This is a genomic window from Treponema sp. OMZ 857, from assembly GCF_024181085.1.
In the GTDB taxonomy this organism is placed as follows: domain Bacteria; phylum Spirochaetota; class Spirochaetia; order Treponematales; family Treponemataceae; genus Treponema.
In genome coordinates, this window is sequence record NZ_CP051147.1 from 2,727,057 (window position 1) to 2,749,675 (window position 22,619).

Below are 22,619 nucleotides of genomic sequence, written 5' to 3' on the forward strand. Positions count from 1 at the left end.
TCAATATGGCGGAAAGTTTTATCTTTTATGAAACCTTTGCAAAACAATTAAAACTATTAGACAAAGAATTGCGCTATCGGTTTTATGAAGCGATTATTGAATACGGGCTTTATGGTACAGCGCCTGATTTCACGGGGCTTGAGGCGTGCGCATGGCTTCCAATACAAGAAGCTATCGACAATGCCAAAGCCCGCCGCATAAAAAACACTGAAGACGGGAAAAGGGGCGGGCGACCTGAAATACCGCAAGAAATACAGCAGGCAGTCTGTGAAGATTTACAAGCAGGAATGACGCAAAAAGAAATCGCTGAAAAACATGGAGTATCACAACAAGTTGTATCAAAAATTAAAAAAGAGGTTTATGGTACCACGTACTATAAACCATCATCAAATACCACAAACCTTGATGTAGATGTTGATGTAGATGTTAATGATAATGTTGATGAAATAGTATCCCCGCCGGAAGAACCGGACGGGGATGTAAACCCTTCGCCTGTTAAAAAAACACAAAAAATTCCGGAACAAGCGGAGCGTTTAGCGCACCTACTCTATGACCTCCACCGGCAGTCAGACCCTCATTTTACTACCAATCAAAAGCATATCGAGCAATGGGCGAAAGACATAGAAAAGCTCAGCCGTATTGATAAACGCAGCTATGAAGACATTGAGAAAGTAATCTGCTGGGCAAAAACGGCGGATAATTTCTGGTGCCCAAATATCATATCCGGCTCAAAATTGCGAAAAAAATACCCGCAGGTATTTTTGCAAATGCAGCAGCGGTATATCCGCTCCCCACCTGAAGGAAAAAATAAGCGGTTTGATTACAACGTAACCGGCGCTCAAGAAGAGATGCCATTTTAAGCTCAAGGAGGAATTATGCGCACGTGTGCAATAAAACAATCAAAAGGGTATATGCCTGCCTTTCACGGCAAAGAGGAAACCTTTCACTGCAAAAAGCACGGGAACGTGAAGGTAATGCACCTAGACGGATCGACCAAGCCGCCAGAATGCCCTGAGTGTATGCAAGAGCGGGAAGAACAAAAAAAACGGGAAAAGTTTGAAGAACAGCGAATAAAGTGCCTGCTGAAAATCGGGATTCGAGACAAGTATTTTAACGAAAGCTTCAGCAGCTACAAGCCAGTAAATGAAAAAGCGGCGCAGTATCTTCACGACCTTTATGAACTTGCCAAAAACCCGAGCGATACGTTTGTATTGCTCTATGGGAACGGCGGAACAGGTAAAAGCCATCTTGCAAGTTCGGCGGCGATACTCAACAACGGAATATATACGACATGGGAACTTTTAGACCTAAGACTTCGATCAACGTATAATAGCTATGCAGCAAAGAAAACAGAATATCAGATGACGATGTATTTCTGTACCATTCCGTTTCTTGTTATCGACGAAATCGATAAGGGTAAAAACGAAGATGCAAAGATGCGCTGTTTATCGCTTATTTGCCGTGAGCGGTATGAGCGCAATCGTCCGCTCTGGCTTGCAGGGAACTGTAATTATGAATGGGTAAAAACAATGCTTGACAGCTCGGTAATGGACAGGCTGAAACAAAAGGGAAAATCGTTCAATTTCTTTTGGGAAAGCTACCGGCCGAAATTGCGGGAAGCGGAAGCGATTTAGAGAGGAGGGAGAAAAATAAAATGCTAACTTTTCCACTGAAAAAAGAATGGTATGAAAAAATCAAAAGCGGTGAGAAGACGGTAGAGTATCGGGAAATAAAACCGTATTGGACGCAAAGGATTTCCCTCACTGTTTTAAAATATGGGGAACATCATTGGGATTTTGATAAGAAGCCACATATCTTTGATAATTTTCCTGCCCCCTGTATTTTTCGCTTAGGCTATACAAAAGAAATGCTAAAGGCATGGATTACAAAGATTGAAATTGTAGACGGTAAAGATACGGATTTACATATCGATAAACCGGTGTATGCCATACATCTCACTAATGTTACGGAGGTAAAGTAAAAATGATGAAACAACGATATTGCACAATCTGTGGCAGCCCTATTCCGAAAGGAAAGCAAGAAAGCGGCGAATGGGTATCAGCTGATGGGAAACTGCGTATTCCACTGTACTATTGCAGTTCTGAATGTATGCTTCAACATGTATTTTTACCAACGGCATATCTGCACCAAATAAGAAACAGAATAAAACAATAGGAGAAAAAACAAAATGACAATCGAAGAAATGAAAGCAAAAGGGTTTAAGCGGTATTCGGCGTTTATCAAAAAACTGATCTATACAGAGGAAATTGAAGTATGGGCAAGGAACATTGAAGATGCCTACAAAATATTTAAATGTTCCGCTGATGAAGTCTTTGATTCTTCCTTTGCAGACCGTGAATATACGGAAGTTCAAGGGCTGACTGAATGTAAAGAAAATATTTCAATAAGAGCCGACGGACAAGGGGCGTTTACTAATTGTAATGAAGATTTTTACAAAAGCGAGGAGGAATAAACAATGGAATTTGACAAATCGAGAGTATACACCGCGCTTAATGCGGATGAGTTACCGATTGGGAGTAGGTGTGTTTTTGCTGATACGATACATGACCTACGCAAGAAGGTGGAAAGCGATAGTGTGCAACGACATGTGTATGTGCTTAGAGCAGTCCGCGACGGCTGTGAAAAAGAACGGTTTGAAGAAGATGTTAATACAACATTTCTTTTAGCCTACCTTATCGAACCGCCCGCCGAACCGAAGTACCTGCCTTTCGCAAGCAATAAAAAAGCGATGGAAGTAATTATGAAACACGGTGGGTGGGTAAAACATAAAAATGAACAATATTCTTTTATAACAGCCATAGATATAGGAGAAGAAGATGGGTATGAAATAAAGATAGATGATGATTGGCTTTCGGCAGATGAGCTCTTAAAAAACTATGTCTTTGCCGACGATGAGACGCGGTGCGGAGAATTGGTGGAGGAGTAAATGTGCGATTGCGTTGAAAAAATTATAGAACTTTTACAAGAGAATTGCGGAGATAATGAAGCGAAAATGAATGGGGTTTCGTTTTGTATTGGTAATAATAATCAGATTCAGACATTTATGACTGGAAGTTATAGTTTTCGCAAGAAGACTAAAACAGGTGAGTTTTACAAAAACAAAACAACAGACAGTGTCGTTTTTTCTTTCTGTCCTTTTTGTGGTGAGAAATATAATTTGGGAGACGTAAAAACAACATGACCAATATACACGGTATAACCTTTGATCCTGATATATGGCGGTATAGCCATTGCAAAGCAGAGCAAGGACGAAATTTATATTTTGATACTATAAATGGGCTATGTAAAAAATGCGGATGCCCTACAGTTGATGGAAAGGCTTTTTTTAGCTGTTTTACATCTCCTATCTGGTGTGAGGAATGTGGATTTAGTCCTTGTGATGGAAGTTATTAAATGACCTACTTATCCGTCTGCTCCGGTATTGAAGCGATAAGCGTTGCATGGGAACTTTACAATCGGAAACAGCACGGCAGTCCCTGTCATGCGTTGGATCGGGAAAAGGATTAAAGCATGAACATAAAAACTCAAGAATGTTACACAAAATTTATCAATGAAGTTTCTGAAATTCTTGGTATTGGCAAGCCCGCCGATATTTTAAGACTTTGTACAGCGGCAAGCATATTTGAGTATGAAATTAGAGAGCATGCCTTTATTGCTGGCAGAGAATACGAAAGAGCAAAGCAGGAGGAGATAGCCAATGAAAAAGATATATCACTTTAATTATGATTATGGCGTTGCAGAAGTTACAATTGCTGTCGATACAGATATTCTTACAGAAGAACCCGCCTGCGCCATATTAGATTTCTACGGTTGGTATTACGACAAAGAGACGGATCGTATTGGTGAAGTTGTAAAGAGGTGTGCTATGGAGGTAATAAGGGCTGGAGTGCGGTACGGCAATGACTTAACAGCAATAAAAGAATATGTAAAAGAAAACAATGAATTAGATTTATTAGGAGATAAATCAGGAATCAAGGTTATTGCTTTCGAGCCATTTCAATTTGATGAGGTGCGTTTGGAACTTGAAGAAATAGAAACACTGGAGAAATAAAAAATGTCGTTAAATAAAAATGTAAAAGCACTTTTAGAAACGCTCATAACTGAAAATGATTATTTATCATATTCAGTGAAAAGATGCATAACGAACTGTTTAAATGATGATACGAAAGCATCAAATGCCGATTTCGTTACGGAGATGAAAAAGAAACTTACAGAGCAGTCCGTAAGACTTCCGACAAATATTGAGGGTAAGGTAATCTGTTACTCACCTGAAAACTTTATTACCGAACGGTATTACACCCAACAAAACTGGATTGCCTCTGTTTTACAATCAATTATAAAAATGAAGGCGGTTGCAGAGATGATGGCTTCTATGCGTATTCATTACCGCAATGCAACAATTCTTTATGGAGAAAGCGGCACAGGAAAGACAGAATTCGCTCGCTATGTAGCACATAAGCTTAATCTACCGTTATTTTATCTTAATTTTTCAAACGTCATAGATTCTCTTTTAGGGAATACTGGGAGAAATATTGCAAATATATTTAATTATGTAAAAAAGCATGAGTGTGTCTTTATGCTTGATGAAGTAGATTGTATAGCAGAAAGCCGTTGTTGTGCTAATGGAGCAGAAAAAGAGTTTTCAAGAGTTACCATAACCTTAATGCAGGAATTTGATATGCTGCCAAATAATATTATTTTGATTGCAGCCACTAATCGGATTGATATTATCGATGATGCTGTGCTGAATCGTTTTTCTGTTAAACAAAAAATAGAGCGATTATCATTAGATGATAATAGAGCATTCGCACAATTCTATGTTAAGGCGATACAAGCAGAAAGCTATATTACTGATAGTGATATAGCAGAATGTATTGATAATGACGATTTATCACAAAGACAGATCGTAACAAAAATAATTCAACTTTTGGGAGATAAACTATATCAAAGTTTAGAGGGAAAATGAAATGCCATTAAATAAATCAACCGGAAATATGTACGACTTTATTACGCATACGTGGAACACGGTAAAAGGCGAATGTCCGCACGGATGCAGCTACTGTTATATGAAACGCTGGGGCAAACAGTCTTCGTTGCACTTTGACGAAAAAGAACTAAAAACCGATTTAGGAAAGAATAATTTCATCTTTGTAGGTTCTTCCTGCGACATGTTTACTGAAAACATCCCTTTTGAATGGATCTTTAAAACAGTATTAAAATGTATTGAAGCTGAACATAATCATTATTTTTTTCAAACTAAAAATACTAATTATTTGTTTCGGTTTTGTAAATTCCTTTATAGAAATAATATGATAAAAATTAAGAATTTTTCTCTTTGCACTACCCTAGAAACAAACAGGGGATATAAAGAAATAATGAACAACAGCCCGTCAATAACTGATAGAGTATTAAACTTTGCAAGAATACCAACTGAAAATAAATTTATCACAATCGAACCTATAATGGATTTTGACTTACCTGAATTTATCGAGATGATACAACATTGCAATCCTAGACAAGTCAACATCGGAGCGGATTCAAGTCAGAAGCGTAACAAACTATCGGAGCCGCCGAAAGAAAAAATACTTGAGCTTATCGCAGAACTTGAAAAATTCACAACTGTCGTACAAAAGAAAAACCTTACACGGTTATTAAAATAAAGAGGAGGCTTTCAAATTGAAACTTACCAAAAAAGAGCGGGAAGAAGTTCGCGCGATGTTCGATGGCCGGTGTGCCTATTGTGGAAAGTTGTTAGCTGATAGATTTTGTGTAGACCACATAAAACCGATTTTTAGAGGTTTAGATGAAAAACCTGCGATAGCTGGAGAAGATGTAAAGGACAATCTTTTCCCATCCTGCCAACGGTGCAATTTGCATAAACATACATTAACTCTTGATAAGTTTAGGGAAGCAATTAAACACCAAGTTGAAATTCTAAAGGAGCGGGATTATAACTATAAACTTGCCGCCGATTTTGGGCTGGTAAAAGAGACTGGAAATGACGTGATTTTCTGGTTTGAAAAATATCAAGAAGGAAAGAAAATGTCAGCCTATACGATAAAGGCGGAATGAGAATAACACAATGAAAACAGACGCAAACGTAGAGATTGTCCGCTGGCAGGGAAATGAATTGACAGTCAGGCTGCCCGGCGAAATTGATAAAAAGCAGATGGATTTTTACATCCAGCATCGGCGTGAGCTGTATAAGCGGAACATGAAAGAAAATAAACGTCCCTTTCATTATCCGCTTATTGAACTGTTGTTATCCGACAAGTACAAAAAACGCACAACGGGGAAAAATTCACAAAATACAAAGCTGCACGGTATGATCCGTATCATTGCCAACGATACGGGTAATGATTTTGAAATGGTAAAATATGTAATAAAGCAGAAAGCAATGAATGAGCTCGGCTATCCTGCAATGCGCGGAGACGATGGGGAGCCGGTATGGAATGCGTTATTGAATGAACCGTTTCCACAAAGTGAGGCAGATTGCACAACGGTTGAAGAAAGCCTGTTGATAGAAGCGGCGTATTTAATCGCTGCTGAAAATGGGATTATGCTAACATGATTTGCGTTACGCACCTATAACAGTAACAATAGAAATATGAGGAGGTTTAGACATGAAAACTAAACTTATTTTTATAACCATTTTAGGACTTATTCTGTTTGGTGTACTGTTTATGCAGTATGGACACGGTCCTTCTATTGACTGTATAGGGGCGGCGGCTATATTAGCCGGAGGGGGTGTTGCAGTCTATGACTGCATAAAACGCCAGAACAAAGCGGTATTAATACCTTTGGCAATAAGTATTGTAACATTCATCATAACGGGATTTATACCGTTTCAAGGTTCAATTTTAGTAGCAGCTTTCGGTTTTATTGCATTGGGTTTATACATCTACCTAACAGTTATTTTAAACCGCCGAAAGAGCCAGACTGAAAAACACTAACATAATTTGCTGCCCCGTCGGGTTTCGTCTCCTTTCCCGGCGGGGCGTTTTTTTAAGTGGAGGGTAAACGTATGAATACAGTGTCCCTTTTTGAAAATGAAAAGTCGGCAGCAGAAAAACCAATGACGGTAAAAGAAGTCGCAGCTGTTTTAGGAGTAACGGAACGTACTGTACAGCGGCATTTAAAAGCTATTCGAGAGAGCCTCGACAACGTTGTCGAGGTGAAAAACGGAGTACAGACTTCCATTACCGAAGCGGAAGTAACATTGATTAAGAAAAAAATAGAAACAAGCGGCCGTAATGATATAATCGTGCCGTCAGCATTACCAAAAACCAACCTTGAAAAACAGCTTTTAATCCGTCAAGCAATGCAATTACAGAATGAAATGATTGCGGAACTGGAAGCGGAAAACGAACAGCTGAAAATTAAGAATGCCGAAGCAAAACCAAAAGTGGAGTATTACGATACGCTCATTGAGCGGGGGAACTCTACCAACATCCGCACTACTGCAAAAGAATTGGGCTTTTCTGAAAAGCAGTTTATTAAACAGTTACAGCTTGACCGGTTTTTATATCGTGATAAACACAATCAGTTATGCCCTTACGCTGAATATGTACAGAAAGGCTATTTTGAAATGAAAGAATGGCAGCACGGACAAAAGAGCGGTATACAGACGCTTATCACTGTTGCCGGCAAACAATACTTTCTCGGCAAGTACAAAAAGGTGGCATAAAAGATGAATAAAACAACAGAAAGCAAAACAGAAAAAGGCAAAGGAAAACAAACGATTCGGCGGCAGAAAAGACAGGTCTTATCCATGCTGAACGTTCGGATAGACCGCTTTTAAAAGGTCATATAACACACTTAATAAATCATGGATAAGCAATAATGACAATAAAAGAAACTCGCCTCTATGTGTTTAATCGGGCTGGTTGGAGATGCGCTGTATGCGGCAAAAAAATAGACTGGAACACGGGACAGCTTGCGCATCGAATACCAAAGACAAAGAGCAATATAAAACAATACGGATTATCCGTTATTGACCACCCGTTTAATGTACGGGCAACGTGCTCATTACGCTGTAACGCAGCGGTATTGATTGGTAATAGTTCGATAGAAAAGCAGCAGCTTATCGAAGCGATTAAAAGGGAGATAAAAGAATGAGCAGAACAAAGGGATGTCTAAACAGTATGAAAACCGATACAGTGCGTATTGTCAATCTTTTAAAAACAGCTGTGCCCGATGGTCTTACAAGTGAAAATATTCGAGCAGAGTTGAAAATCAGTACAAAACAATTCCATTTGGCGTTATATATGCTGCGTAATGCGCCTATAGGATACGACAGAGAAATCGACAATAAATACTACTGGGTTGGAAGATAAAAATGTTTCGTAAACCGCACAAATATAATGTTGTAAGCAAAGAACGCCGAACAGCCGACGGCGTCACGTTTGACAGTATGGCAGAGATGAACAGATATCTTGAGCTGAAGCTACTTGAAAAATCCGGTGTAATAGCAGGGCTCGAATTACAGCCGAAATTCTTACTTATTCCAAAAACAGAAAAAGGCGGCAGAGCGGTCTACTACAAAGCTGACTTCAAATATACCAAAGACGGCAAAACGATATACGAAGATGTAAAAGGTGTACAGACCGAAGTATACAAACTCAAGAAAAAGCTACTATTCTACAAATATCCTGATATTTGCTTTTTTGAAAATAAAGTGTGAGAAAAGATTAGAAACACTTGACAATATACGCATAAAATAAGTATAATATTAGTATGAATGAACGAATGCAAGCTATAAAAGAATTGGAAAAAGCTGGATATGTTTTTAAACGGCATGGCGGAAATCACGATATTTATTGCAATGCTGAATTAAAATGCTCTATTCCTTTAAAACGGCACAGTTTCAACAAAAATGACTTGCGGTACATTCAAAAAGAAATTGAACAAGGAGCGAAAAAATGAAATATGCTTATACTGCAATTTTTACAGAAAAAGATGGTACTGTGTATGCGCGTGTTCCTGATCTTAAAGGCTGTATAACGACCGGTAGAGATTTACAAGATGCCATAGAGCAAATCGAAGATGCGATGGCAGCATGGTTATGTGTGGCAGAAGATGAACAATTTGAAATTGCCAAAGCGACACCGCAACAGCAAATAACACACAAAAAAAATGATATACTCTCAATAATCAGAGCTGATACAACTCGATATCGGGCTATGGCTGAAAACAAAGCGATCCGTAAAAATGTAACGCTGCCTGCTTGGCTTGCGGAAGCGGCGGAAAATGCAAACATCAATTTTTCACAAGAATTACAAAGCGCATTAAAACAACGGTTGAAGATAGCATTGTAATTTTATTAAAAGCTGGTATACTGTAGAAGTATAGAAAGGACAATAAACATGCAAGTAAAAGTATTGAGCGTAAAAAATCCTTTTGCCTATTTAATTTTGCAAGGCGGTAAAGATGTAGAAAATAGAACATGGACTACCGATTATCGCGGCAGACTTTATATTCATGCAAGCGGCGATACGTTACCATATCCTGATAGCGATAGTGCGCCTCCTAAAATCTTAGAATGTAATGAAGATGATATATTCCGCTTATATGGCGATTACGTGAATACTCTCGATGATTATATTGATAATCTAAATGATCGGTATGTTGAAGCCGGTGTTCCTACTGGTACAAAAAGTGAAGAAGAATGGTGTGAAAGAATTAAAGAACGCGCTGAACTATGGCTTTTAAAAAGTCAATCAATAATCGGTTATGTTGATTTAGTTGATATTATACAAAACAGCTCCAGTCCGTGGTCTATAGACGGACAGTATCACTGGATATTAAAAAATCCTACGCTTCTTGAAAATCCTATCCGTCAAGTTAAAGGCAGATTAGGATTATGGAATTACAATCTGCCTTAACAACTATCTTTCCTTAAAAGCATATCCTTATCTCATTTTATTTGTGTTACGCACCGTGATTGGTTTACAATAAAAACACTTGAACTTTTTTTAGGAGGTGTTTTTATGCTTTCATATTGCGGTAGACCTGTTATTTGTTTTGATGCTTCCGGCGGAGGCGGTGGTAGTTTTGCGCGAAGAATAGGCGTAGGAACTAAAAATAGTTTTATTCTCAAAACAAAAGACGATAGGGGGCGTGTTCGTTACCGCTAACCTATGAAAAACCTGTATGCGTCAATACAGTACATGGCGGAAAATATCAGCTCCGCCATTGTGCTTTATTCACTTGGAAAAGACTCAACGGTAATGATGGACTTATTCAACAAGTTCATGAAGGGGCGGTATACGCCCGTTTTTTTATATTACTGTGAAAACCTCGAAAGCAAAAATAAAGTCATCCGTTATTACGAGAAGCGGTACAACATTAAGATTGAGCAGTATCCACATTACGAAACAACGTACCTGATTTCACGAGAGGGGAGAAATATAAAGCGGCTAACAATGGCTGATACCTTTGCCGCATTACGGGCGAAATATAACATTGAATACATAGCGTTAGGCTGGGAGGCTTGCGAAAGCTTAGCAAGAGCCTGTATGCTTAAAACCTTTGATAACGGTATCGATTGGAAGTACAAAAAGCTCACACCTCTCCACATCTGGACAAAAAAAGATATAGACAACTACATAAAACAAAATCGCCTCATCCTTGCACCGGAAGTTTATTCCGGTTTTCGCAATATTGACATCTATAAAGGCGAATCTCTCGAATGGCTTAAAAATAACTTTCCTGATGATTATCAAAAATGGGTAACAAAATACCCGATGGCGCAGGCTGATTTTATAAGGTGGCAGGAATATGGAAAATAATAAGTTTGAAGTCTATCAAATACAAACGGTACAACGCAGCAGTATCCACGAAGCTCCGTATAATCCGAGGAAAATATCGAATGAAGCCCGTAAAAAACTCAAAAAGGGCTTAAAAACGTATGGACTGGTTCAGCCGATAGTCGTCAACCGCAAGACAATGAATGTCGTCGGCGGTCATCAAAAACTATCGATAATGGACGAAGAATATAAATACCCGAAAAATGACTATTCTTTGCAAGTATCGATGATACAGGTAGACGAGGAAACGGAAGTAAAAATCAACATCTTCTTGAATAATCCCGCCGCTCAAGGCGAGTGGGATAACGAGTTATTACAAGAAATAAAATTGTCCTATCCCGATATTGATTTTCAGAAAGACTTAGCCTTTGACATGTTGGATATGCAGTATATTTTTGCCGGTTCAAGCCTCTTTGATGATGAAAACGATTCCCTTTTTGACACCAAGACGAAACAGAAAGATATAGTTGATATGGTAGAAGAGGCGAAAAAAGCTGACCGTCTGAAAGCTGCGCGGCAGGCGGAACGGGATATGCGCAAAGCCGATAACCGAAGCGATAACGACTATCAAGCAAAGTACGATGACTACACGCTTACCCTTGTATTTGAAAACAATGCCGCAAAGCAGGATTTTTGCAAGAGGGCACACATCGAAGCAAAAGAAAAGTTTGTAAAATCTTCAATCCTTTATGACGTGGCGGATGGGAAAATCAACATGAGAGGACAACCGTAATGGCTGAAAAATGGGAGCGACAAGAGGGGGAAAGCGCGAAACAATACGAATACTTTAAAACCTTCCTTGACCTTGGTGCCTTGCGGACAATCCCAAAAGTACAAGAAAAGACTAACAAAAGCCTAACATATTTGAACACTTTATCCTCTCGTAACAACTGGATAGCCCGTGCCGACGCTTACGACCGCTATATTGACGAAATTACCCGTAAGGAAAATATCGAAGCGATTAAGAAAAATAACAAAGAAAACATACAGCTTGCGCAAGCGATAAAGTTTGTTGTGGGGAAAAAGGCAAAATTACTCATCGACAAGATAAAAGCTGCCGGAGACGATACGAAAAGTTTAAACGAAGTTATAAACGAAATACCTTGGAACGTCTTACCTCAGCTTGCGAACACAGCGGTTGAAATTGAACGCAAGGCGTATGGCATGAATGAGGAAATCTTAAAAATATCTATAGGGGACAATTCCGGCATTGATGATATTGAAGTGAGTATATCGCTTAAAAAGGCGGCATTACGTGAAAAACTCATGCCGATTGAAGATAATAATAGCCCGAAAAAGGATAACGCATGAGAGCCGAACCGATAACCACACCAACACCAGTAAAAACCGGCTGGAAGTGTATTGATGACAGGACGCTCACTGCTGATATGCTCAGGCGCGACAAGGAAGCGCAAGAAGCGTTTATCAATGCGCTTACCCCCGCAGAGCTTGACGCGCTGCCGTTCGATTGGGGTTTTTGGGCGCGCGATGATCAGCTGCCGCCCAGAGACTGGATAACCGGAGAAAAATACATCTGGTGTTTACGCTGCGGGCGCGGCTGGGGTAAAACACGGACAGCAGGGCAAGCGATCATCGAAGCGGTGAGAACGGGCAAGTACAAACATCTTTCGTTATGCGGAGCGACAGCCGAAGAGGTGCGCGATATTATGATTAACGGAGAGTCAGGGCTTGCCCGCTATTGCCCGCCTGATCTCGGTATGGTGTATAAGCCGTCGATAAAAAAGGTCTTTTTCAGTAACGGTGCGGTGATCAGTATTTTCTACGGTTCAGAGCCGGAGAAATCCAGAGGGGCGCAGTCGGATTGGCTCTGGTGCGATGAAATACATAAATGGCAATATCCGGAAGAAGCCTTTGATAACCTTCTTCTTGGCTTACGCTTAGGGAGCAATCCCTTATGTGTGGTAACGAGTACCCCGAAACCGACAGCATTTACCAAGCGGCTGGAAGGACTGACAAACAGCGACGGGAAACCCTGCGTACATGTAACCGTTGGCAGCACCTACGAGAATAAGTCAAACCTTTCTCCAGCATTTATCAGCACGATTGTTTCAAAGTATGAAGGTACCCGTTTAGGGCAGCAGGAATTGTATGCGCAAATCCTTGACGATAATCCCAATGCACTATTCAAAAAAGACTGGATAGAAAACAACAAGGTTGACATTTTACCGCTTGTTGCAAACCGTTATCGTATTATCGTGAGCGTCGATCCTGCGGCAAGCCATTCGGCAGACTCAAACCATACCGGCATTATCACGGTATTAGAGGGAGCCTCGCCCGAACGGCTTATCAGCGCCGCTGCTATTCAGCACAAAACTGAAAGCCACTACTACGTGTTAGCGGATGCGTCGCTTATCGGAACACCCCATCAATGGGGCTTAACGGTAAAAGCTATGGCAGAAATGCAGAAAGCAGATACGGTTGTCATCGAAGACAATCAAGGCGGCGACATGGTAGAAAGCACGCTCATCAATGCAGGGGTAACGCAGCGTATTCAGCGTGTGCGGGCAGTGCATTCAAAACTGGCGCGGGCGCTTAACTCATCTACCCTTTGCGAACAGGGCCGCATTCACTTCTACCGGAACCCGCTTTCCTATAACGCGGAACACGGAACGGATCCGCTGGATATGTTAGAAGATGAATTATGTAACTGGCAGCCGGGCGACGACAGCCCCGACCGCATGGACGCATTCGTTCACGCAATCAATTATTTAAAACCCGATTTAAAAGACTTAGCGCAGGAAGATAAAGCAAAAAGAGCATTGCTTAATGTTCTGGGAGGCGGAGTATAACATGAAACTTGCAGATTTTTTTATGCGGAACCGAGGCATCTCCGGTTTATTCTTAGATAGCGGCATTACAAAGCGGGATGCAGCTGAAGCATTTAGCAGTGTAAAAACGGACTATGTGCTATCCCGCTCCCTGTATTCGTCAGCGCCATCGCATCAGAGCGGCTATCTTGACTATGCGCTCGGGAACTACTGTACCAAGCTCTATATCGATACCTTTTGCTGGTTTATCGGACTACCCGATATTCAAGCGGAAAGCGATACGTTTTCAAAATCGATACAAGCGTTTTTAACGAGAAATAAGACGCTGTTATTCAATGTTTACAAGCAAACAATGGTAGACGGTAAACACTACGTATGGATAAGACTAGAGCAGACTGCAACGGGACGAAGTGAAATCCGCATAAAGCAGATACCGCTTGAGCTTGTTGTTGAAGATGATTGTATCAAAGACCTTACAGGCGGCTATACGCGCTTCGTAACTGAAACAGTAGAAAAATGGAAAGAGAGAGGCGTAGACCGTAAAGCGGTTATCCGCATCACCCTTGAAGCGGGTAAGGAAACAATCGACATTGACGGCGATCTGCCTGCGGGCTATCAGCAGAAACAAACGGTCAACCGTACCGCCTTCCCGTTTGTGCCGGTATTTTGCCTTTATAACAACAAGCAAACATTCTTAAAAGACGGCATCCCTGAAATTGCTCCGGCGGTTCCGTTTATCCGCCGGTATGACGCGACCTTGCGGAAAGTTGGACGGCATATCGACAATATTCTTGAGCCACGCTTATTGGTAAAGGTGAAAAACGTTGCGCAATTTCTCAAATACTCATTTGGGCTCACGGATGAGAAAATCGGACATATCGCAGAAGGGAAAGAAACTGTTGATATGACGCAATTTAAGGCGGCTATTATGGACGGTGAAGATGCGGCAAGCGATATACGGTATGTCGGACAAGCCAATAATGTAGAAAGTGCCGTTTCGCTTCTAAAACTCTTACACTGGATTATCGTTGAGCTTACAATGCCTGAATACCTGTATGGTACAGCGATGCAGTCAACCAATGCAAGCGTTGCCGAGCAGTCTCCGGTATGGGCAAAGAAGGTGGAGGGGCGGCAAGGTGAATATAACGAGTTTTACTATTGGCTTATCGATGTGTTCAAAGCAGCCCGCATTGCACTTGCAGGACGTGATGAATTTGCTGGGGACGGAGGAGCCGATAATCCGATCGTTCGCTGGCAGGAGCTGACGGCAAAAGATGATGTTGCAATGATGAATGCACTCGCCATCTTTGTCGGCGCAATGGATAAAGCCATGACAATGGGTTTAGTCTCTCCCAAAAGTGCCTTTAATACCCTTAAAACCTTTATGGCAATCCCCGCAGACTATGAAACGGAAAAGGACGCCGCTAGTGAATGGCTCAAGCTCAAAATCCGGCTTGAAGCCTTACAGGATAGGATCCGCAGCGGAGACATAGAAGCCGAAGCTGCGATCGAAGACCTGTTTAAGAGTGCGTAAATGGATTTTGACTTATCGGGATTGCCGGAAGAGCTGCAAGGCTTTATCCGCACTGCATTACAAGGCAGGCGTAAGGCATTACTGACCGCCGAAGCGGAGATAAAAGCTGCGTTACAAGAAAGCATTAACCGCATACGGGAGCGGATCGGTAAGAGGGGCATTTTTACCGGCATTACGCAAGAACTGGCAGGGCAAATAGCAGAGGAAAAAGTCTTTTTTGCTTCCGAGCTTGAGCGTATTACGCAGGAAGGATTAACCCGCGCAGCGTATGCGGGGCTTTTTGTCGGAGAGCAGACAAAGCAGTACTACAAAGCAAAAGGCTTACTCAAATTTCGCCTGATTGAAAAAGACGCGCTCCGTGAAGCAGAGATAATCGCAGAAAGCACTCTGCGCAAACAGCGGATATTCAAGAATAAAGAATTTGTCCTTTCCGATCGGATATGGGATGTGTCCGATAACAACTATGACAAGATACAAGAAATTATTTCAAGCGGTATCAATACCGACTGTGTAGACGTTTCAAAAGCGCTTCAACAGTATGTTACAGAAGGCTCAAAAACATTTGCAGAAAAATACCCGAATATGTATGAACGCATGGGCGGGCGGGTTCCGAAGAACTTAAACTATGAAGCCTTACGGCTTATCCGTAATGAATTATCCGAGGTGTATTGGCAGGCAACGATAGAAGGATTCAAAGGAAACCCTGCTGTGAGGGCGGTAAAATGGCTTTTATCGAATAACCGGCTGCCGGGCTATCACGATATTTGCGATACGATGGCGTATTCTAATAATCACGGACTGGGCGCGGGGATATATCCCGTCGATGCTGCTCCTGAAAAGCCGCATATCTGCTGTCTTTGCACCTTAGCTCCGGTTATCGCAAAAGATATAGAGCGCGGCGATATTGCCAATAAGCTGCCTGAAAATTGGGAAGCAATCAAAACGCGGCTGCAAAATACCTCCGCATTTACTAATCTGGAAGAATTAACCGAAGCACAGAAAGAGAAACTGAAAGCGCAGCGGCACGCGGCATATATCGTAAGGCTTGAAAAGAAACTTGAAACGCTCCATAATGAACCTGCCAAATACCGAAAAGCATACGCTACTTGCTATGGTACTACCGTCAATAAGCATAAACAAAACCGGCATATTTTCGGATCTAAAACACTTAAAAAAGATGGCAGCTACTTCAAAAACGATATTGAAACCTTGCAAACGATTATCGATGAAAAGGCTGGAAAAGGCGTAATATCACTGACGAAAAGGAACCTTACAGAAATTATACAAGATGATAGACTGAAAGGATTTGATATTGACCCAAAAACCGATGAAGCAAGGGAAACCTGCAAAGTGAAAATCCATTACAGCAAAACTGGTATTCATCTTGTCCCGTATACATCAAGGGAAAAGGAGAAAAAATGATATTTTATCCTAAAACGGAATTAGAACTCTACGATATATGCGAGAAAGCGCATACTATTAAAGTTATTTTCCATGATAAGACTGTTATAGAAGGAACCGTATACGGTTTTACATCAGCGGTCAACAACGAACCTGAAATAGCGGAGATAGATATAGAACTTGAAAACGGGCATCTAACCGGCGCGTTTCAAGACGAAATAGAAAGCATCGAGGTTGTAGAGGGATAAGGGGAGAGCGATATAATAAAGTTTTCGGTTTAATTACCGAATATAGAATGAGAGTAATAGTACCCAAAGGAGCAGACAATGGCAAAGGTTATAGCGCTTTTCAATCACAAGGGCGGAGTGAGTAAAACAACGACATCTTTTCACTTAGGATGGGCATTAGCCGAAAAGCAAAAAAAAGTGTTATTGATTGATGCAGATCCTCAAAGCAATTTAACTTCTCTCGCGTTATCTATTCCTGACGAAGATGCTTTTGAACGGCTATATAACCGCAAGGATAGTAATGACATTTATTCCCTTGTGAAGCCGCTCATGCAATCGGCGCGTATAGAAATCAGCAAAAACGACAGCATAGCCAATATTATAACGACAAAATGCAATAATTTATATATTCTCCCCGGACATTTACAGATTGAAGAATTTTCTAGCCAGTTGACACTTGCGCTGTCAATGGGTATTTCTTCTGATTTTTCTGTGTTTAGAAACTTTCCCGGTTATCTCACCTATGCTTTTCGTAAAATCGCCGAATTTAACAAGATCGATTATATCATTATCGATATGGCCCCGAGTTTAAGCGCTCTTAATCAAGTATTGGTTATGGGCGCTGATTATCTTATTGCTCCCTGTAGTCCTGATTTTTTCTCTGAATTGGCAATTAAAAACCTTGCAAAAATCCTTCCTGAATGGCAAAAAAAATGCAGCGCTTACCCCTATGATATGTTGTCTTTACCGTGCAAGCCGAAGTTTTTAGGAATTATTCAGCAGAATTATCGACCGAGAAAGACAAAACAATCGGACAATAAAAATACACCGACACAATCATTTCAAAAATGGGTTGAACGGGTTGGACAGACGGCGCGGAATGTTCTTGTACCAACATTGGAACCGCTTGGGATGTCGATTACACGAGATCAATTTTCTCAAAATATACAAGAACAGGTACCGTTTAATCTTTCTTTAATACCTGATTTCAATTCTTTAATAGCGACAAGTCAGCTTTCAAATAAGCCGGTATTTAATTTAAAAGAAGATGACATAAAAGCGTATTCAAATATTTACGGAGCAGCAATGGGAACGACAAAAGAAAGTATTGAAAAATTCCGAAACTTGTTTAGTACGCTTGCCGATGATTTAGAATGCCTCATGCAGATTGTGTGAGCTTTTTAATATCGCCTATCCATCCCGCCAAGAGCCTTCCAGAAAAACAGCGCAGTCAAACTCGTAATCATCTTTTTCAAAAAGAATGCCGGCATCTCCGAGTGTCTCTTGTATGCGCATACAACGCCTTAAAATATTGCAGCGTTCACGGTACCCGTGTATTTCTTCCTCGTCAAAAACTATATCAATGTCTTGCTGGGAAGTGCAGGTATTGAGTTCTTTAAGAATCCGGTTATCGGCTTCACTTAATGGCTTTTTTACCAATCCTAACTTTTCATAGAAGGGAGTAAGCCGCCAATAGCCATTGATAAAATGACAGAGAGTAAATTCATACAACTGCTCATCTGTCGGAGGCGTTGAGGGGCTAAAAAAATAAGACGGCGCATACATCGCATAGGTCAAGTACCGCTGCTTTTCTTGTATATCAGTAATGCCGAAGTGAATAAACACAACGGCTATTTGTTCTGTGCTTTTGCATTCCCGTAATGCGCCGATGATGTGCTTGTCAAAACTCATTTATGTTATTCCTTAATAATATTTGGGAAAGATATGCCCTTACATCAAAAATAAGGAACTTTGATTTTTAAGGGTAAGGGCATACCGTTTATACGTTGTAGTTCAAACTTCCTTATTGCAACATAAAACCGTATAGCAGCTGTCAAGTATTCCTTTACAACTGCTATTTTTTTATCAACCTTTAGGGAGGATGGAAAAGGCTGAACTTGTATTTTAAAAAATATTTCATGCCTGTTATTACTCCGATGATTATCAGAGCCGCAGAAAGGATTATAACGGTAATTGTCAGCCGGTGGATCGTGTCTTTTTTTTCGTTAATTAGGGCTTGCTTTTTTGCTATTGTTTCGGCCGCCTCTTGCTCGGATTTGTTGTAGGATGTCCGCAAATTCTTCAAGGTAGCCTGCTCCGTCTGTAATTGATTGCGTAAGTCGTTCGCTGTATTTTCGACCTTCTGCAATTTCTCGGTTAAGCTCTTCGCTTTGCTCTCTTGTGCCCTCAAGCGCTCCGTTAAGTCGCTCGCTTGTAACAGCAGATTCTGTCTGCTTATCTTCAAGTTCTCCGATATGCTCTCTAACCTGATAAGCTCTGCTTCCGTTATCACGTATTCCGACTCTTGTGCAGCAGCTGGAAAGAGTAAACAGCACAAAACAGATAAGGCAAACAATAAAAACATTCTTTTCATTCATTCTTACCTCGTTTTTTGTTGCTTGACAGCTCCCTTAAAAAATAACCATTGAGGAAAATGCAAGACGGCATCAGTATGGAACGAATACCTCTTGTGTGTCCGGTTATCTATCCAATAGAAGTGCGGACAAAATACTTTATAATTTTTATGATTTTCAAAAGCCGATACACATTTAATTGTTACTTTTCGCCCGTATTTTATTTTTGCCTTTACCGCTTCTATCAAGCAGTTTGAAAAGTATTTTTTTCCTGTTTCATTCATTTACTACTCCTATTTTTATTTATTGTCTTTTCCTCAAAAAACCTAACACCCGTGCATAGCTCCATGAACCAACATGCGCTCCATCTTGTTTAAACCCATCCTGTTCAAAGACGGCGATCTCTTCCGAACTTGCATCAAGGACGATCGCGACGTGTCCGTATTTGTTGCTTTTCATTGGAGCGAAGATGACCACATCACCCGCTTCCGGAAACATACCGACTTTATAGGGAACACGTTTAAAATATTTTTGCTCAAGCGGCATCATTTCATATTTCGTAAAAAGCTCAGCCGCTCCAACTACTCCGCCGGTATGCGGGATTGCTAATACATCCTTGCAGTACTGCCGGAACACATCAACGCATTGCGCTCCGTAATGTCCGTCGTAGTCAATTTTCTTTCCGCTGTATTTTTCTACAAATTGCTCCAGTGTCATGTATACCCCCTTGTCTTTACAACTCTATACCTAACGCTTTCAAGTACCCGATATTCTTTTTAATGGGATAATCAATACAGATTTCTTTGTACTCCGGTAACAGGAATGCTGATTGTTCAGCCTTGTACATTGCGATTTTTTCTTTGATGCGCCGAGCGATAATCCGTATCATTTCATCAGCCCAATCGTTGACGATGCGTTCTATCTGTGGGGCGATTTCTTTCCATGAAGGATACTGTTCCGTGCCACACGGTACGGCGGGAAGTTTATGTAAAAAGGCTTTATAGTCTTGTTCGATAAAATAGAGAATGTCGGCGATATAGCCTTTACGCTCCGTTGCCGTCAGCCGCTCACGCATACAGTTATAGTCTACGCGCTCCTGCAGCACGTCTTTGACCAACTCAACACAGGAGAGCATCGGCATTTCACATTTTACGAAGGGTAAAAAGACTTCTTTAATGGTGCCGTTAATGCGGCGGATCACCCGCCGCTCGTCTGCCTTTGTTCTTTCGTCTATTTCTCCAGATTGACGGAATAACTTCTTGCGGTATTCTTCATCGTGCAGCCGGTCTTTTTCTTTTTTCTCTATATCCGTTTTGAATAGCTCCAATTTATCATCAACATTCTTTTCAATATCTCCAACGATAAGTTTTTTATCCCCGGCTCCTAGCTGTATGCCTTTTTTAAGGAGCTTGTTCAGTAACAGAAAAATAAGGACGGCAATAAACACGATTGCCGCAATGCCGAGAACTAACACACTGGTAGGTAATTTCTCTATAGCCATAAAACGCTGCCTTGTTGAATAATTTTGTAACACCAGCATAGAAGAAAAACAGTGCGTAACGCAAATCGGCGGAGATAAAAACAATTTTCTTGAAATATTTTTCTTTTTTCTGCATTAAAAATTTGTGTTACGCACCCCCGATTATTTACAATGCGGATTGTAAGGTTTTGTTTTTACGACTTTATAGAACACGGCAAAAGTAAACCGATAGGGGCAACGGCATGGGTAAGCAAAAAAATACAAAAACAGATATACAAAAACCGCTTTTTCCTGACGGCGGTTCTCCGATCAGCTGCATTCATGCAGTAGGTGAAATACTTTCGGAAGCGGAAGCAAAGACGATGAGAGAGCGCATTCCGCTGAATCCTTTGGCAACGCCTGAAATGATCGCGGAATTGAAAGGAGAAGATGATCCGCTCGATTGTATTTTTGCTGTAGATTATCGCACAAGTAAAAGCGGCGTTGAGTATCTTGACTCTGCGTATGAGCATATTGTCGAGACGATTTTAACAAGTACGGTTTTTGTCCCGTCCTGTTACGGGCATCAATCGCAGGAAGCTTTCCTTTTTGAAGGACGAGACCTATACGGTTCGGTTATCGGGGCTTTGCTCGATAAAACGGCCGGCAAAATCTACCACCGCATAATACCTGATAAGGGAGACCACGCCGAAAAAATAAGACGCTGGCTTAAAAATAAGCAGATTAATGCGGTGTCGATTTGGGGCGTCCCGACGTATGCGGATGGGAGTAAAAGGGTTGTACTTGATTATGCGCTCCGCTCGATTGACTTTGTGCCGCCGCTTAGCGAAGGGCAACATAATGAAAGCGCAATCGGGCAGATGGCGGGTATGAGCTTTAATGAGCAGGAAAGAAAAATCCGTGATGCCTTGCGAGAGCAATATGCAGATTATGTTTTTACGGAAGATTTTTATGATGATTATGTCATCGGAGAATATAAAAATCAGCTGTATAAAATTCCGTACAGCATACAAAACGATACGGTTATATTCGGGGCGGCTCAAAAGGTGCGCCGCGTTGTTGAATATAAACTTCAGGAGGTAGAAATGGAACTGACAAGTATAGCAAATGATGAGCTTACGGCAGAAATCGCACGGAGAGCAAAGAACGGGCTTTTGTCTGCTCAAGCTGTTGCAGGGGAAATGGGGGTAAAACTGGAAGATGCTCAAAAGATGAAAGACTTGGAAGCGGCTTCCAGTGAACTTGCTGAACTCAAACAAGCTGCCGGAGAAATGGCGCTTACCGATGCGATTACTTTTGCCAAAAAAGCGAAGGAAGAAGAAAAGGCGGAGGCGGCAAAAAAAGCATTTGGCGAAATGGTCAATGCAGTCAAGGCTGAAAAGGGCTTAACCAAAGACGGTAAGCCCACCGGTGAAATGGCTGCAATGGTCGATAAATTCTGTCATTTTGAAACCGGTATGAGTAAAGAGCAGGTTGCAGGGGAAATGGATCGCGTGATGAATGACGCGGACATTCAAAAGCTCGTACAAGGGAAAACCGCAACCGCTCCGGTTGGTCAGATGACCGGTGCGGACGCAAAAAGCGAGCCGGAAGTGTACGAAATCTAAACGAGGGGGCGTGATATGACTGGAGAGCACAGACTTTTATCAGTTAATAAAACGGTTGCAATCGCAGATGTAACAATTCCTGCGGGAGGAGCGCAGACGCTCGATAATCACGGTATTGTCTTTGTCGGCGACCGCGCGGGGGTTGTGCTGCAAAAAGAAGCGGGCAATCAAGTAACGGTGTCTTTTGACACGCAGCGGGAATGGACAACGGAAAGCTATGATAGCGCCAATTTGCCGAAAATCGGCGAAAAGGTGTATCTCGGCGCTTCGGACGGCAAGCTTACAAAAACCGCATCAGGTAATAAGCTCGTCGGCTACTACTGGGGAACGATTGGGGGCGCGGCGCTTTTTTCGCTTCACGCATAAAAGCAGACCGTACATAACGATGAGGAGAAAGA

The 22,619-nt window shown here is 41.4% G+C and carries 36 protein-coding genes; 31 read left to right on the plus strand and 5 right to left on the minus strand.

What is annotated here, in order from left to right; genetic code table 11:
- Positions 1–5 precede the first annotated feature (5 nt).
- The 29 genes from E4N66_RS12410 (at position 6) to E4N66_RS12550 (ending at position 17,956) form a co-directional block, all read left to right on the plus strand.
- On the plus strand, positions 6–860 hold the full coding sequence (locus tag E4N66_RS12410; RefSeq protein WP_253728281.1) for a DUF6291 domain-containing protein: 855 nt from the start codon (positions 6–8) through the stop codon (positions 858–860).
- Positions 861–875: 15 nt separating this feature from the next.
- On the plus strand, positions 876–1,634 hold the full coding sequence (locus E4N66_RS12415; protein ID WP_253728283.1) for a P-loop NTPase family protein: 759 nt from the start codon (positions 876–878) through the stop codon (positions 1,632–1,634).
- Positions 1,635–1,654: 20 nt separating this feature from the next.
- Complete coding sequence (locus E4N66_RS12420; protein WP_253728285.1) at positions 1,655–1,981, plus strand: hypothetical protein; 327 nt, start codon at positions 1,655–1,657, stop codon at positions 1,979–1,981.
- Between the two features lie 2 nt (positions 1,982–1,983).
- Positions 1,984–2,175 (plus strand): hypothetical protein, encoded by a 192-nt coding sequence (locus E4N66_RS12425; RefSeq protein ID WP_162664471.1) that lies wholly within the window; start codon positions 1,984–1,986, stop codon positions 2,173–2,175.
- A gap of 13 nt (positions 2,176–2,188) precedes the next feature.
- Positions 2,189–2,473 carry a hypothetical protein gene (locus tag E4N66_RS12430; protein ID WP_253728286.1) on the plus strand — a complete coding sequence of 95 codons (285 nt, stop codon included), beginning with the start codon at positions 2,189–2,191 and terminating at the stop codon, positions 2,471–2,473.
- 3 nt (positions 2,474–2,476) lie between these two features.
- Positions 2,477–2,947, plus strand: coding sequence for a hypothetical protein (locus E4N66_RS12435; RefSeq protein WP_253728287.1), 471 nt, complete (start codon positions 2,477–2,479; stop codon positions 2,945–2,947).
- Positions 2,948–3,202: a hypothetical protein gene (locus E4N66_RS12440; RefSeq protein ID WP_253728288.1), complete on the plus strand. Its 255-nt coding sequence runs from the start codon at positions 2,948–2,950 to the stop codon at positions 3,200–3,202.
- Positions 3,203–3,531: 329 nt separating this feature from the next.
- Positions 3,532–3,741: a hypothetical protein gene (locus E4N66_RS12445; RefSeq protein WP_253728290.1), complete on the plus strand. Its 210-nt coding sequence runs from the start codon at positions 3,532–3,534 to the stop codon at positions 3,739–3,741.
- A complete protein-coding gene (locus E4N66_RS12450; RefSeq protein ID WP_253728292.1) occupies positions 3,719–4,072 on the plus strand; it encodes a hypothetical protein in 354 nt (117 codons plus the stop codon). Before E4N66_RS12445 ends, E4N66_RS12450 begins: the two co-directional genes overlap by 23 nt.
- Positions 4,073–4,075: 3 nt before the next feature.
- Complete coding sequence (locus E4N66_RS12455) at positions 4,076–4,987, plus strand: ATP-binding protein (protein ID WP_253728293.1); 912 nt, start codon at positions 4,076–4,078, stop codon at positions 4,985–4,987.
- A 28-nt stretch (positions 4,988–5,015) separates the two neighbouring features.
- Positions 5,016–5,681 carry a DUF5131 family protein gene (locus E4N66_RS12460; RefSeq protein ID WP_253729456.1) on the plus strand — a complete coding sequence of 222 codons (666 nt, stop codon included), beginning with the start codon at positions 5,016–5,018 and terminating at the stop codon, positions 5,679–5,681.
- A gap of 16 nt (positions 5,682–5,697) precedes the next feature.
- Positions 5,698–6,093: an HNH endonuclease gene (locus E4N66_RS12465; protein WP_253728295.1), complete on the plus strand. Its 396-nt coding sequence runs from the start codon at positions 5,698–5,700 to the stop codon at positions 6,091–6,093.
- Between the two features lie 10 nt (positions 6,094–6,103).
- On the plus strand, positions 6,104–6,592 hold the full coding sequence (locus E4N66_RS12470; protein WP_253728296.1) for a hypothetical protein: 489 nt from the start codon (positions 6,104–6,106) through the stop codon (positions 6,590–6,592).
- A gap of 52 nt (positions 6,593–6,644) precedes the next feature.
- Positions 6,645–6,974 (plus strand): hypothetical protein, encoded by a 330-nt coding sequence (locus E4N66_RS12475; protein ID WP_253728298.1) that lies wholly within the window; start codon positions 6,645–6,647, stop codon positions 6,972–6,974.
- A 71-nt stretch (positions 6,975–7,045) separates the two neighbouring features.
- Positions 7,046–7,708 carry a phage antirepressor KilAC domain-containing protein gene (locus tag E4N66_RS12480; protein WP_253728299.1) on the plus strand — a complete coding sequence of 221 codons (663 nt, stop codon included), beginning with the start codon at positions 7,046–7,048 and terminating at the stop codon, positions 7,706–7,708.
- A gap of 155 nt (positions 7,709–7,863) precedes the next feature.
- Positions 7,864–8,139, plus strand: a complete 276-nt coding sequence (locus E4N66_RS12485) for an HNH endonuclease (RefSeq protein ID WP_162663103.1) — start codon at positions 7,864–7,866, stop codon at positions 8,137–8,139.
- Positions 8,140–8,165: 26 nt separating this feature from the next.
- Positions 8,166–8,357: a hypothetical protein gene (locus E4N66_RS12490; RefSeq protein ID WP_253728300.1), complete on the plus strand. Its 192-nt coding sequence runs from the start codon at positions 8,166–8,168 to the stop codon at positions 8,355–8,357.
- A 2-nt stretch (positions 8,358–8,359) separates the two neighbouring features.
- A complete protein-coding gene (locus E4N66_RS12495) occupies positions 8,360–8,704 on the plus strand; it encodes a DUF1064 domain-containing protein (protein ID WP_253728301.1) in 345 nt (114 codons plus the stop codon).
- Between the two features lie 53 nt (positions 8,705–8,757).
- Positions 8,758–8,946, plus strand: a complete 189-nt coding sequence (locus E4N66_RS12500) for a type II toxin-antitoxin system HicA family toxin (protein WP_162663109.1) — start codon at positions 8,758–8,760, stop codon at positions 8,944–8,946.
- Positions 8,943–9,338 (plus strand): type II toxin-antitoxin system HicB family antitoxin, encoded by a 396-nt coding sequence (locus E4N66_RS12505; RefSeq protein ID WP_253728303.1) that lies wholly within the window; start codon positions 8,943–8,945, stop codon positions 9,336–9,338. The genes E4N66_RS12500 and E4N66_RS12505 overlap by 4 nt, the downstream gene beginning before the upstream one ends.
- A 48-nt stretch (positions 9,339–9,386) precedes the next feature.
- Positions 9,387–9,905, plus strand: coding sequence for an ASCH domain-containing protein (locus E4N66_RS12510; protein ID WP_253728304.1), 519 nt, complete (start codon positions 9,387–9,389; stop codon positions 9,903–9,905).
- Positions 9,906–10,160: 255 nt separating this feature from the next.
- Positions 10,161–10,811 carry a phosphoadenosine phosphosulfate reductase domain-containing protein gene (locus E4N66_RS12515; RefSeq protein ID WP_253728305.1) on the plus strand — a complete coding sequence of 217 codons (651 nt, stop codon included), beginning with the start codon at positions 10,161–10,163 and terminating at the stop codon, positions 10,809–10,811.
- On the plus strand, positions 10,801–11,562 hold the full coding sequence (locus E4N66_RS12520; RefSeq protein WP_253728306.1) for a ParB N-terminal domain-containing protein: 762 nt from the start codon (positions 10,801–10,803) through the stop codon (positions 11,560–11,562). Before E4N66_RS12515 ends, E4N66_RS12520 begins: the two co-directional genes overlap by 11 nt.
- A complete protein-coding gene (locus E4N66_RS12525) occupies positions 11,562–12,140 on the plus strand; it encodes a hypothetical protein (protein ID WP_253728307.1) in 579 nt (192 codons plus the stop codon). Before E4N66_RS12520 ends, E4N66_RS12525 begins: the two co-directional genes overlap by 1 nt.
- Complete coding sequence (locus tag E4N66_RS12530) at positions 12,137–13,639, plus strand: terminase large subunit domain-containing protein (RefSeq protein WP_253728309.1); 1,503 nt, start codon at positions 12,137–12,139, stop codon at positions 13,637–13,639. The genes E4N66_RS12525 and E4N66_RS12530 overlap by 4 nt, the downstream gene beginning before the upstream one ends.
- A 1-nt stretch (position 13,640) precedes the next feature.
- Entirely contained in the window at positions 13,641–15,152 is a 1,512-nt protein-coding gene (locus E4N66_RS12535) for a hypothetical protein (RefSeq protein WP_253728310.1), read from the plus strand.
- Entirely contained in the window at positions 15,153–16,574 is a 1,422-nt protein-coding gene (locus tag E4N66_RS12540) for a polymorphic toxin type 50 domain-containing protein (protein WP_253728311.1), read from the plus strand.
- Positions 16,571–16,801, plus strand: a complete 231-nt coding sequence (locus E4N66_RS12545) for a hypothetical protein (protein ID WP_253728312.1) — start codon at positions 16,571–16,573, stop codon at positions 16,799–16,801. The genes E4N66_RS12540 and E4N66_RS12545 overlap by 4 nt, the downstream gene beginning before the upstream one ends.
- 78 nt (positions 16,802–16,879) lie before the next feature.
- Positions 16,880–17,956, plus strand: coding sequence for a ParA family protein (locus tag E4N66_RS12550; RefSeq protein WP_253728313.1), 1,077 nt, complete (start codon positions 16,880–16,882; stop codon positions 17,954–17,956).
- A 15-nt stretch (positions 17,957–17,971) separates the two neighbouring features.
- Here the strand turns inward: E4N66_RS12550 and E4N66_RS12555 are convergent, their stop codons facing one another.
- The 5 genes from E4N66_RS12555 to E4N66_RS12575 form a co-directional block, all read right to left on the minus strand.
- On the minus strand, positions 17,972–18,472 hold the full coding sequence (locus tag E4N66_RS12555; protein WP_253728314.1) for a hypothetical protein: 501 nt from the start codon (positions 18,470–18,472) through the stop codon (positions 17,972–17,974).
- Positions 18,473–18,786: 314 nt separating this feature from the next.
- The gene (locus tag E4N66_RS12560; protein WP_253728315.1) at positions 18,787–19,158 is read right to left on the minus strand and encodes a hypothetical protein; all 372 of its coding nucleotides are present in this window, start codon (positions 19,156–19,158) and stop codon (positions 18,787–18,789) included.
- A gap of 2 nt (positions 19,159–19,160) precedes the next feature.
- Positions 19,161–19,418, minus strand: coding sequence for a hypothetical protein (locus E4N66_RS12565; RefSeq protein WP_253728317.1), 258 nt, complete (start codon positions 19,416–19,418; stop codon positions 19,161–19,163).
- Between the two features lie 19 nt (positions 19,419–19,437).
- Entirely contained in the window at positions 19,438–19,851 is a 414-nt protein-coding gene (locus tag E4N66_RS12570; RefSeq protein ID WP_253728319.1) for a CHAP domain-containing protein, read from the minus strand.
- A gap of 16 nt (positions 19,852–19,867) precedes the next feature.
- Complete coding sequence (locus E4N66_RS12575) at positions 19,868–20,635, minus strand: hypothetical protein (protein ID WP_253728320.1); 768 nt, start codon at positions 20,633–20,635, stop codon at positions 19,868–19,870.
- 221 nt (positions 20,636–20,856) lie between these two features.
- Between E4N66_RS12575 and E4N66_RS12580 the strand changes: the two genes are divergently transcribed.
- Both E4N66_RS12580 and E4N66_RS12585 read left to right on the plus strand, forming a co-directional pair.
- Positions 20,857–22,221, plus strand: a complete 1,365-nt coding sequence (locus E4N66_RS12580; RefSeq protein ID WP_253728321.1) for a hypothetical protein — start codon at positions 20,857–20,859, stop codon at positions 22,219–22,221.
- Between the two features lie 15 nt (positions 22,222–22,236).
- Positions 22,237–22,587 carry a DUF2190 family protein gene (locus tag E4N66_RS12585; RefSeq protein WP_253728322.1) on the plus strand — a complete coding sequence of 117 codons (351 nt, stop codon included), beginning with the start codon at positions 22,237–22,239 and terminating at the stop codon, positions 22,585–22,587.
- Positions 22,588–22,619: the final 32 nt, after the last annotated feature.

Coding starts and splice junctions, on each gene's coding strand:
- E4N66_RS12575 (WP_253728320.1), bottom strand. CDS start 20,635: ATGGCTATAGAGAAATTACCTACCAGTGTGTTAGTTCTCGGCATTGCG.
- E4N66_RS12520 (WP_253728306.1), top strand. CDS start 10,801: ATGGAAAATAATAAGTTTGAAGTCTATCAAATACAAACGGTACAACGC.
- E4N66_RS12475 (WP_253728298.1), top strand. CDS start 6,645: ATGAAAACTAAACTTATTTTTATAACCATTTTAGGACTTATTCTGTTT.
- E4N66_RS12430 (WP_253728286.1), top strand. CDS start 2,189: ATGACAATCGAAGAAATGAAAGCAAAAGGGTTTAAGCGGTATTCGGCG.
- E4N66_RS12530 (WP_253728309.1), top strand. CDS start 12,137: ATGAGAGCCGAACCGATAACCACACCAACACCAGTAAAAACCGGCTGG.
- E4N66_RS12480 (WP_253728299.1), top strand. CDS start 7,046: ATGAATACAGTGTCCCTTTTTGAAAATGAAAAGTCGGCAGCAGAAAAA.
- E4N66_RS12485 (WP_162663103.1), top strand. CDS start 7,864: ATGACAATAAAAGAAACTCGCCTCTATGTGTTTAATCGGGCTGGTTGG.
- E4N66_RS12505 (WP_253728303.1), top strand. CDS start 8,943: ATGAAATATGCTTATACTGCAATTTTTACAGAAAAAGATGGTACTGTG.
- E4N66_RS12440 (WP_253728288.1), top strand. CDS start 2,948: ATGTGCGATTGCGTTGAAAAAATTATAGAACTTTTACAAGAGAATTGC.
- E4N66_RS12460 (WP_253729456.1), top strand. CDS start 5,016: ATGTACGACTTTATTACGCATACGTGGAACACGGTAAAAGGCGAATGT.
- E4N66_RS12450 (WP_253728292.1), top strand. CDS start 3,719: ATGAAAAAGATATATCACTTTAATTATGATTATGGCGTTGCAGAAGTT.
- E4N66_RS12500 (WP_162663109.1), top strand. CDS start 8,758: ATGAATGAACGAATGCAAGCTATAAAAGAATTGGAAAAAGCTGGATAT.
- E4N66_RS12490 (WP_253728300.1), top strand. CDS start 8,166: ATGAAAACCGATACAGTGCGTATTGTCAATCTTTTAAAAACAGCTGTG.
- E4N66_RS12535 (WP_253728310.1), top strand. CDS start 13,641: ATGAAACTTGCAGATTTTTTTATGCGGAACCGAGGCATCTCCGGTTTA.
- E4N66_RS12495 (WP_253728301.1), top strand. CDS start 8,360: ATGTTTCGTAAACCGCACAAATATAATGTTGTAAGCAAAGAACGCCGA.
- E4N66_RS12560 (WP_253728315.1), bottom strand. CDS start 19,158: ATGAATGAAAAGAATGTTTTTATTGTTTGCCTTATCTGTTTTGTGCTG.
- E4N66_RS12410 (WP_253728281.1), top strand. CDS start 6: ATGGCGGAAAGTTTTATCTTTTATGAAACCTTTGCAAAACAATTAAAA.
- E4N66_RS12525 (WP_253728307.1), top strand. CDS start 11,562: ATGGCTGAAAAATGGGAGCGACAAGAGGGGGAAAGCGCGAAACAATAC.
- E4N66_RS12555 (WP_253728314.1), bottom strand. CDS start 18,472: ATGAGTTTTGACAAGCACATCATCGGCGCATTACGGGAATGCAAAAGC.
- E4N66_RS12415 (WP_253728283.1), top strand. CDS start 876: ATGCGCACGTGTGCAATAAAACAATCAAAAGGGTATATGCCTGCCTTT.
- E4N66_RS12425 (WP_162664471.1), top strand. CDS start 1,984: ATGATGAAACAACGATATTGCACAATCTGTGGCAGCCCTATTCCGAAA.
- E4N66_RS12580 (WP_253728321.1), top strand. CDS start 20,857: ATGGGTAAGCAAAAAAATACAAAAACAGATATACAAAAACCGCTTTTT.
- E4N66_RS12565 (WP_253728317.1), bottom strand. CDS start 19,418: ATGAATGAAACAGGAAAAAAATACTTTTCAAACTGCTTGATAGAAGCG.
- E4N66_RS12470 (WP_253728296.1), top strand. CDS start 6,104: ATGAAAACAGACGCAAACGTAGAGATTGTCCGCTGGCAGGGAAATGAA.
- E4N66_RS12550 (WP_253728313.1), top strand. CDS start 16,880: ATGGCAAAGGTTATAGCGCTTTTCAATCACAAGGGCGGAGTGAGTAAA.
- E4N66_RS12455 (WP_253728293.1), top strand. CDS start 4,076: ATGTCGTTAAATAAAAATGTAAAAGCACTTTTAGAAACGCTCATAACT.
- E4N66_RS12420 (WP_253728285.1), top strand. CDS start 1,655: ATGCTAACTTTTCCACTGAAAAAAGAATGGTATGAAAAAATCAAAAGC.
- E4N66_RS12570 (WP_253728319.1), bottom strand. CDS start 19,851: ATGACACTGGAGCAATTTGTAGAAAAATACAGCGGAAAGAAAATTGAC.
- E4N66_RS12510 (WP_253728304.1), top strand. CDS start 9,387: ATGCAAGTAAAAGTATTGAGCGTAAAAAATCCTTTTGCCTATTTAATT.
- E4N66_RS12540 (WP_253728311.1), top strand. CDS start 15,153: ATGGATTTTGACTTATCGGGATTGCCGGAAGAGCTGCAAGGCTTTATC.
- E4N66_RS12435 (WP_253728287.1), top strand. CDS start 2,477: ATGGAATTTGACAAATCGAGAGTATACACCGCGCTTAATGCGGATGAG.
- E4N66_RS12515 (WP_253728305.1), top strand. CDS start 10,161: ATGAAAAACCTGTATGCGTCAATACAGTACATGGCGGAAAATATCAGC.
- E4N66_RS12545 (WP_253728312.1), top strand. CDS start 16,571: ATGATATTTTATCCTAAAACGGAATTAGAACTCTACGATATATGCGAG.
- E4N66_RS12445 (WP_253728290.1), top strand. CDS start 3,532: ATGAACATAAAAACTCAAGAATGTTACACAAAATTTATCAATGAAGTT.
- E4N66_RS12585 (WP_253728322.1), top strand. CDS start 22,237: ATGACTGGAGAGCACAGACTTTTATCAGTTAATAAAACGGTTGCAATC.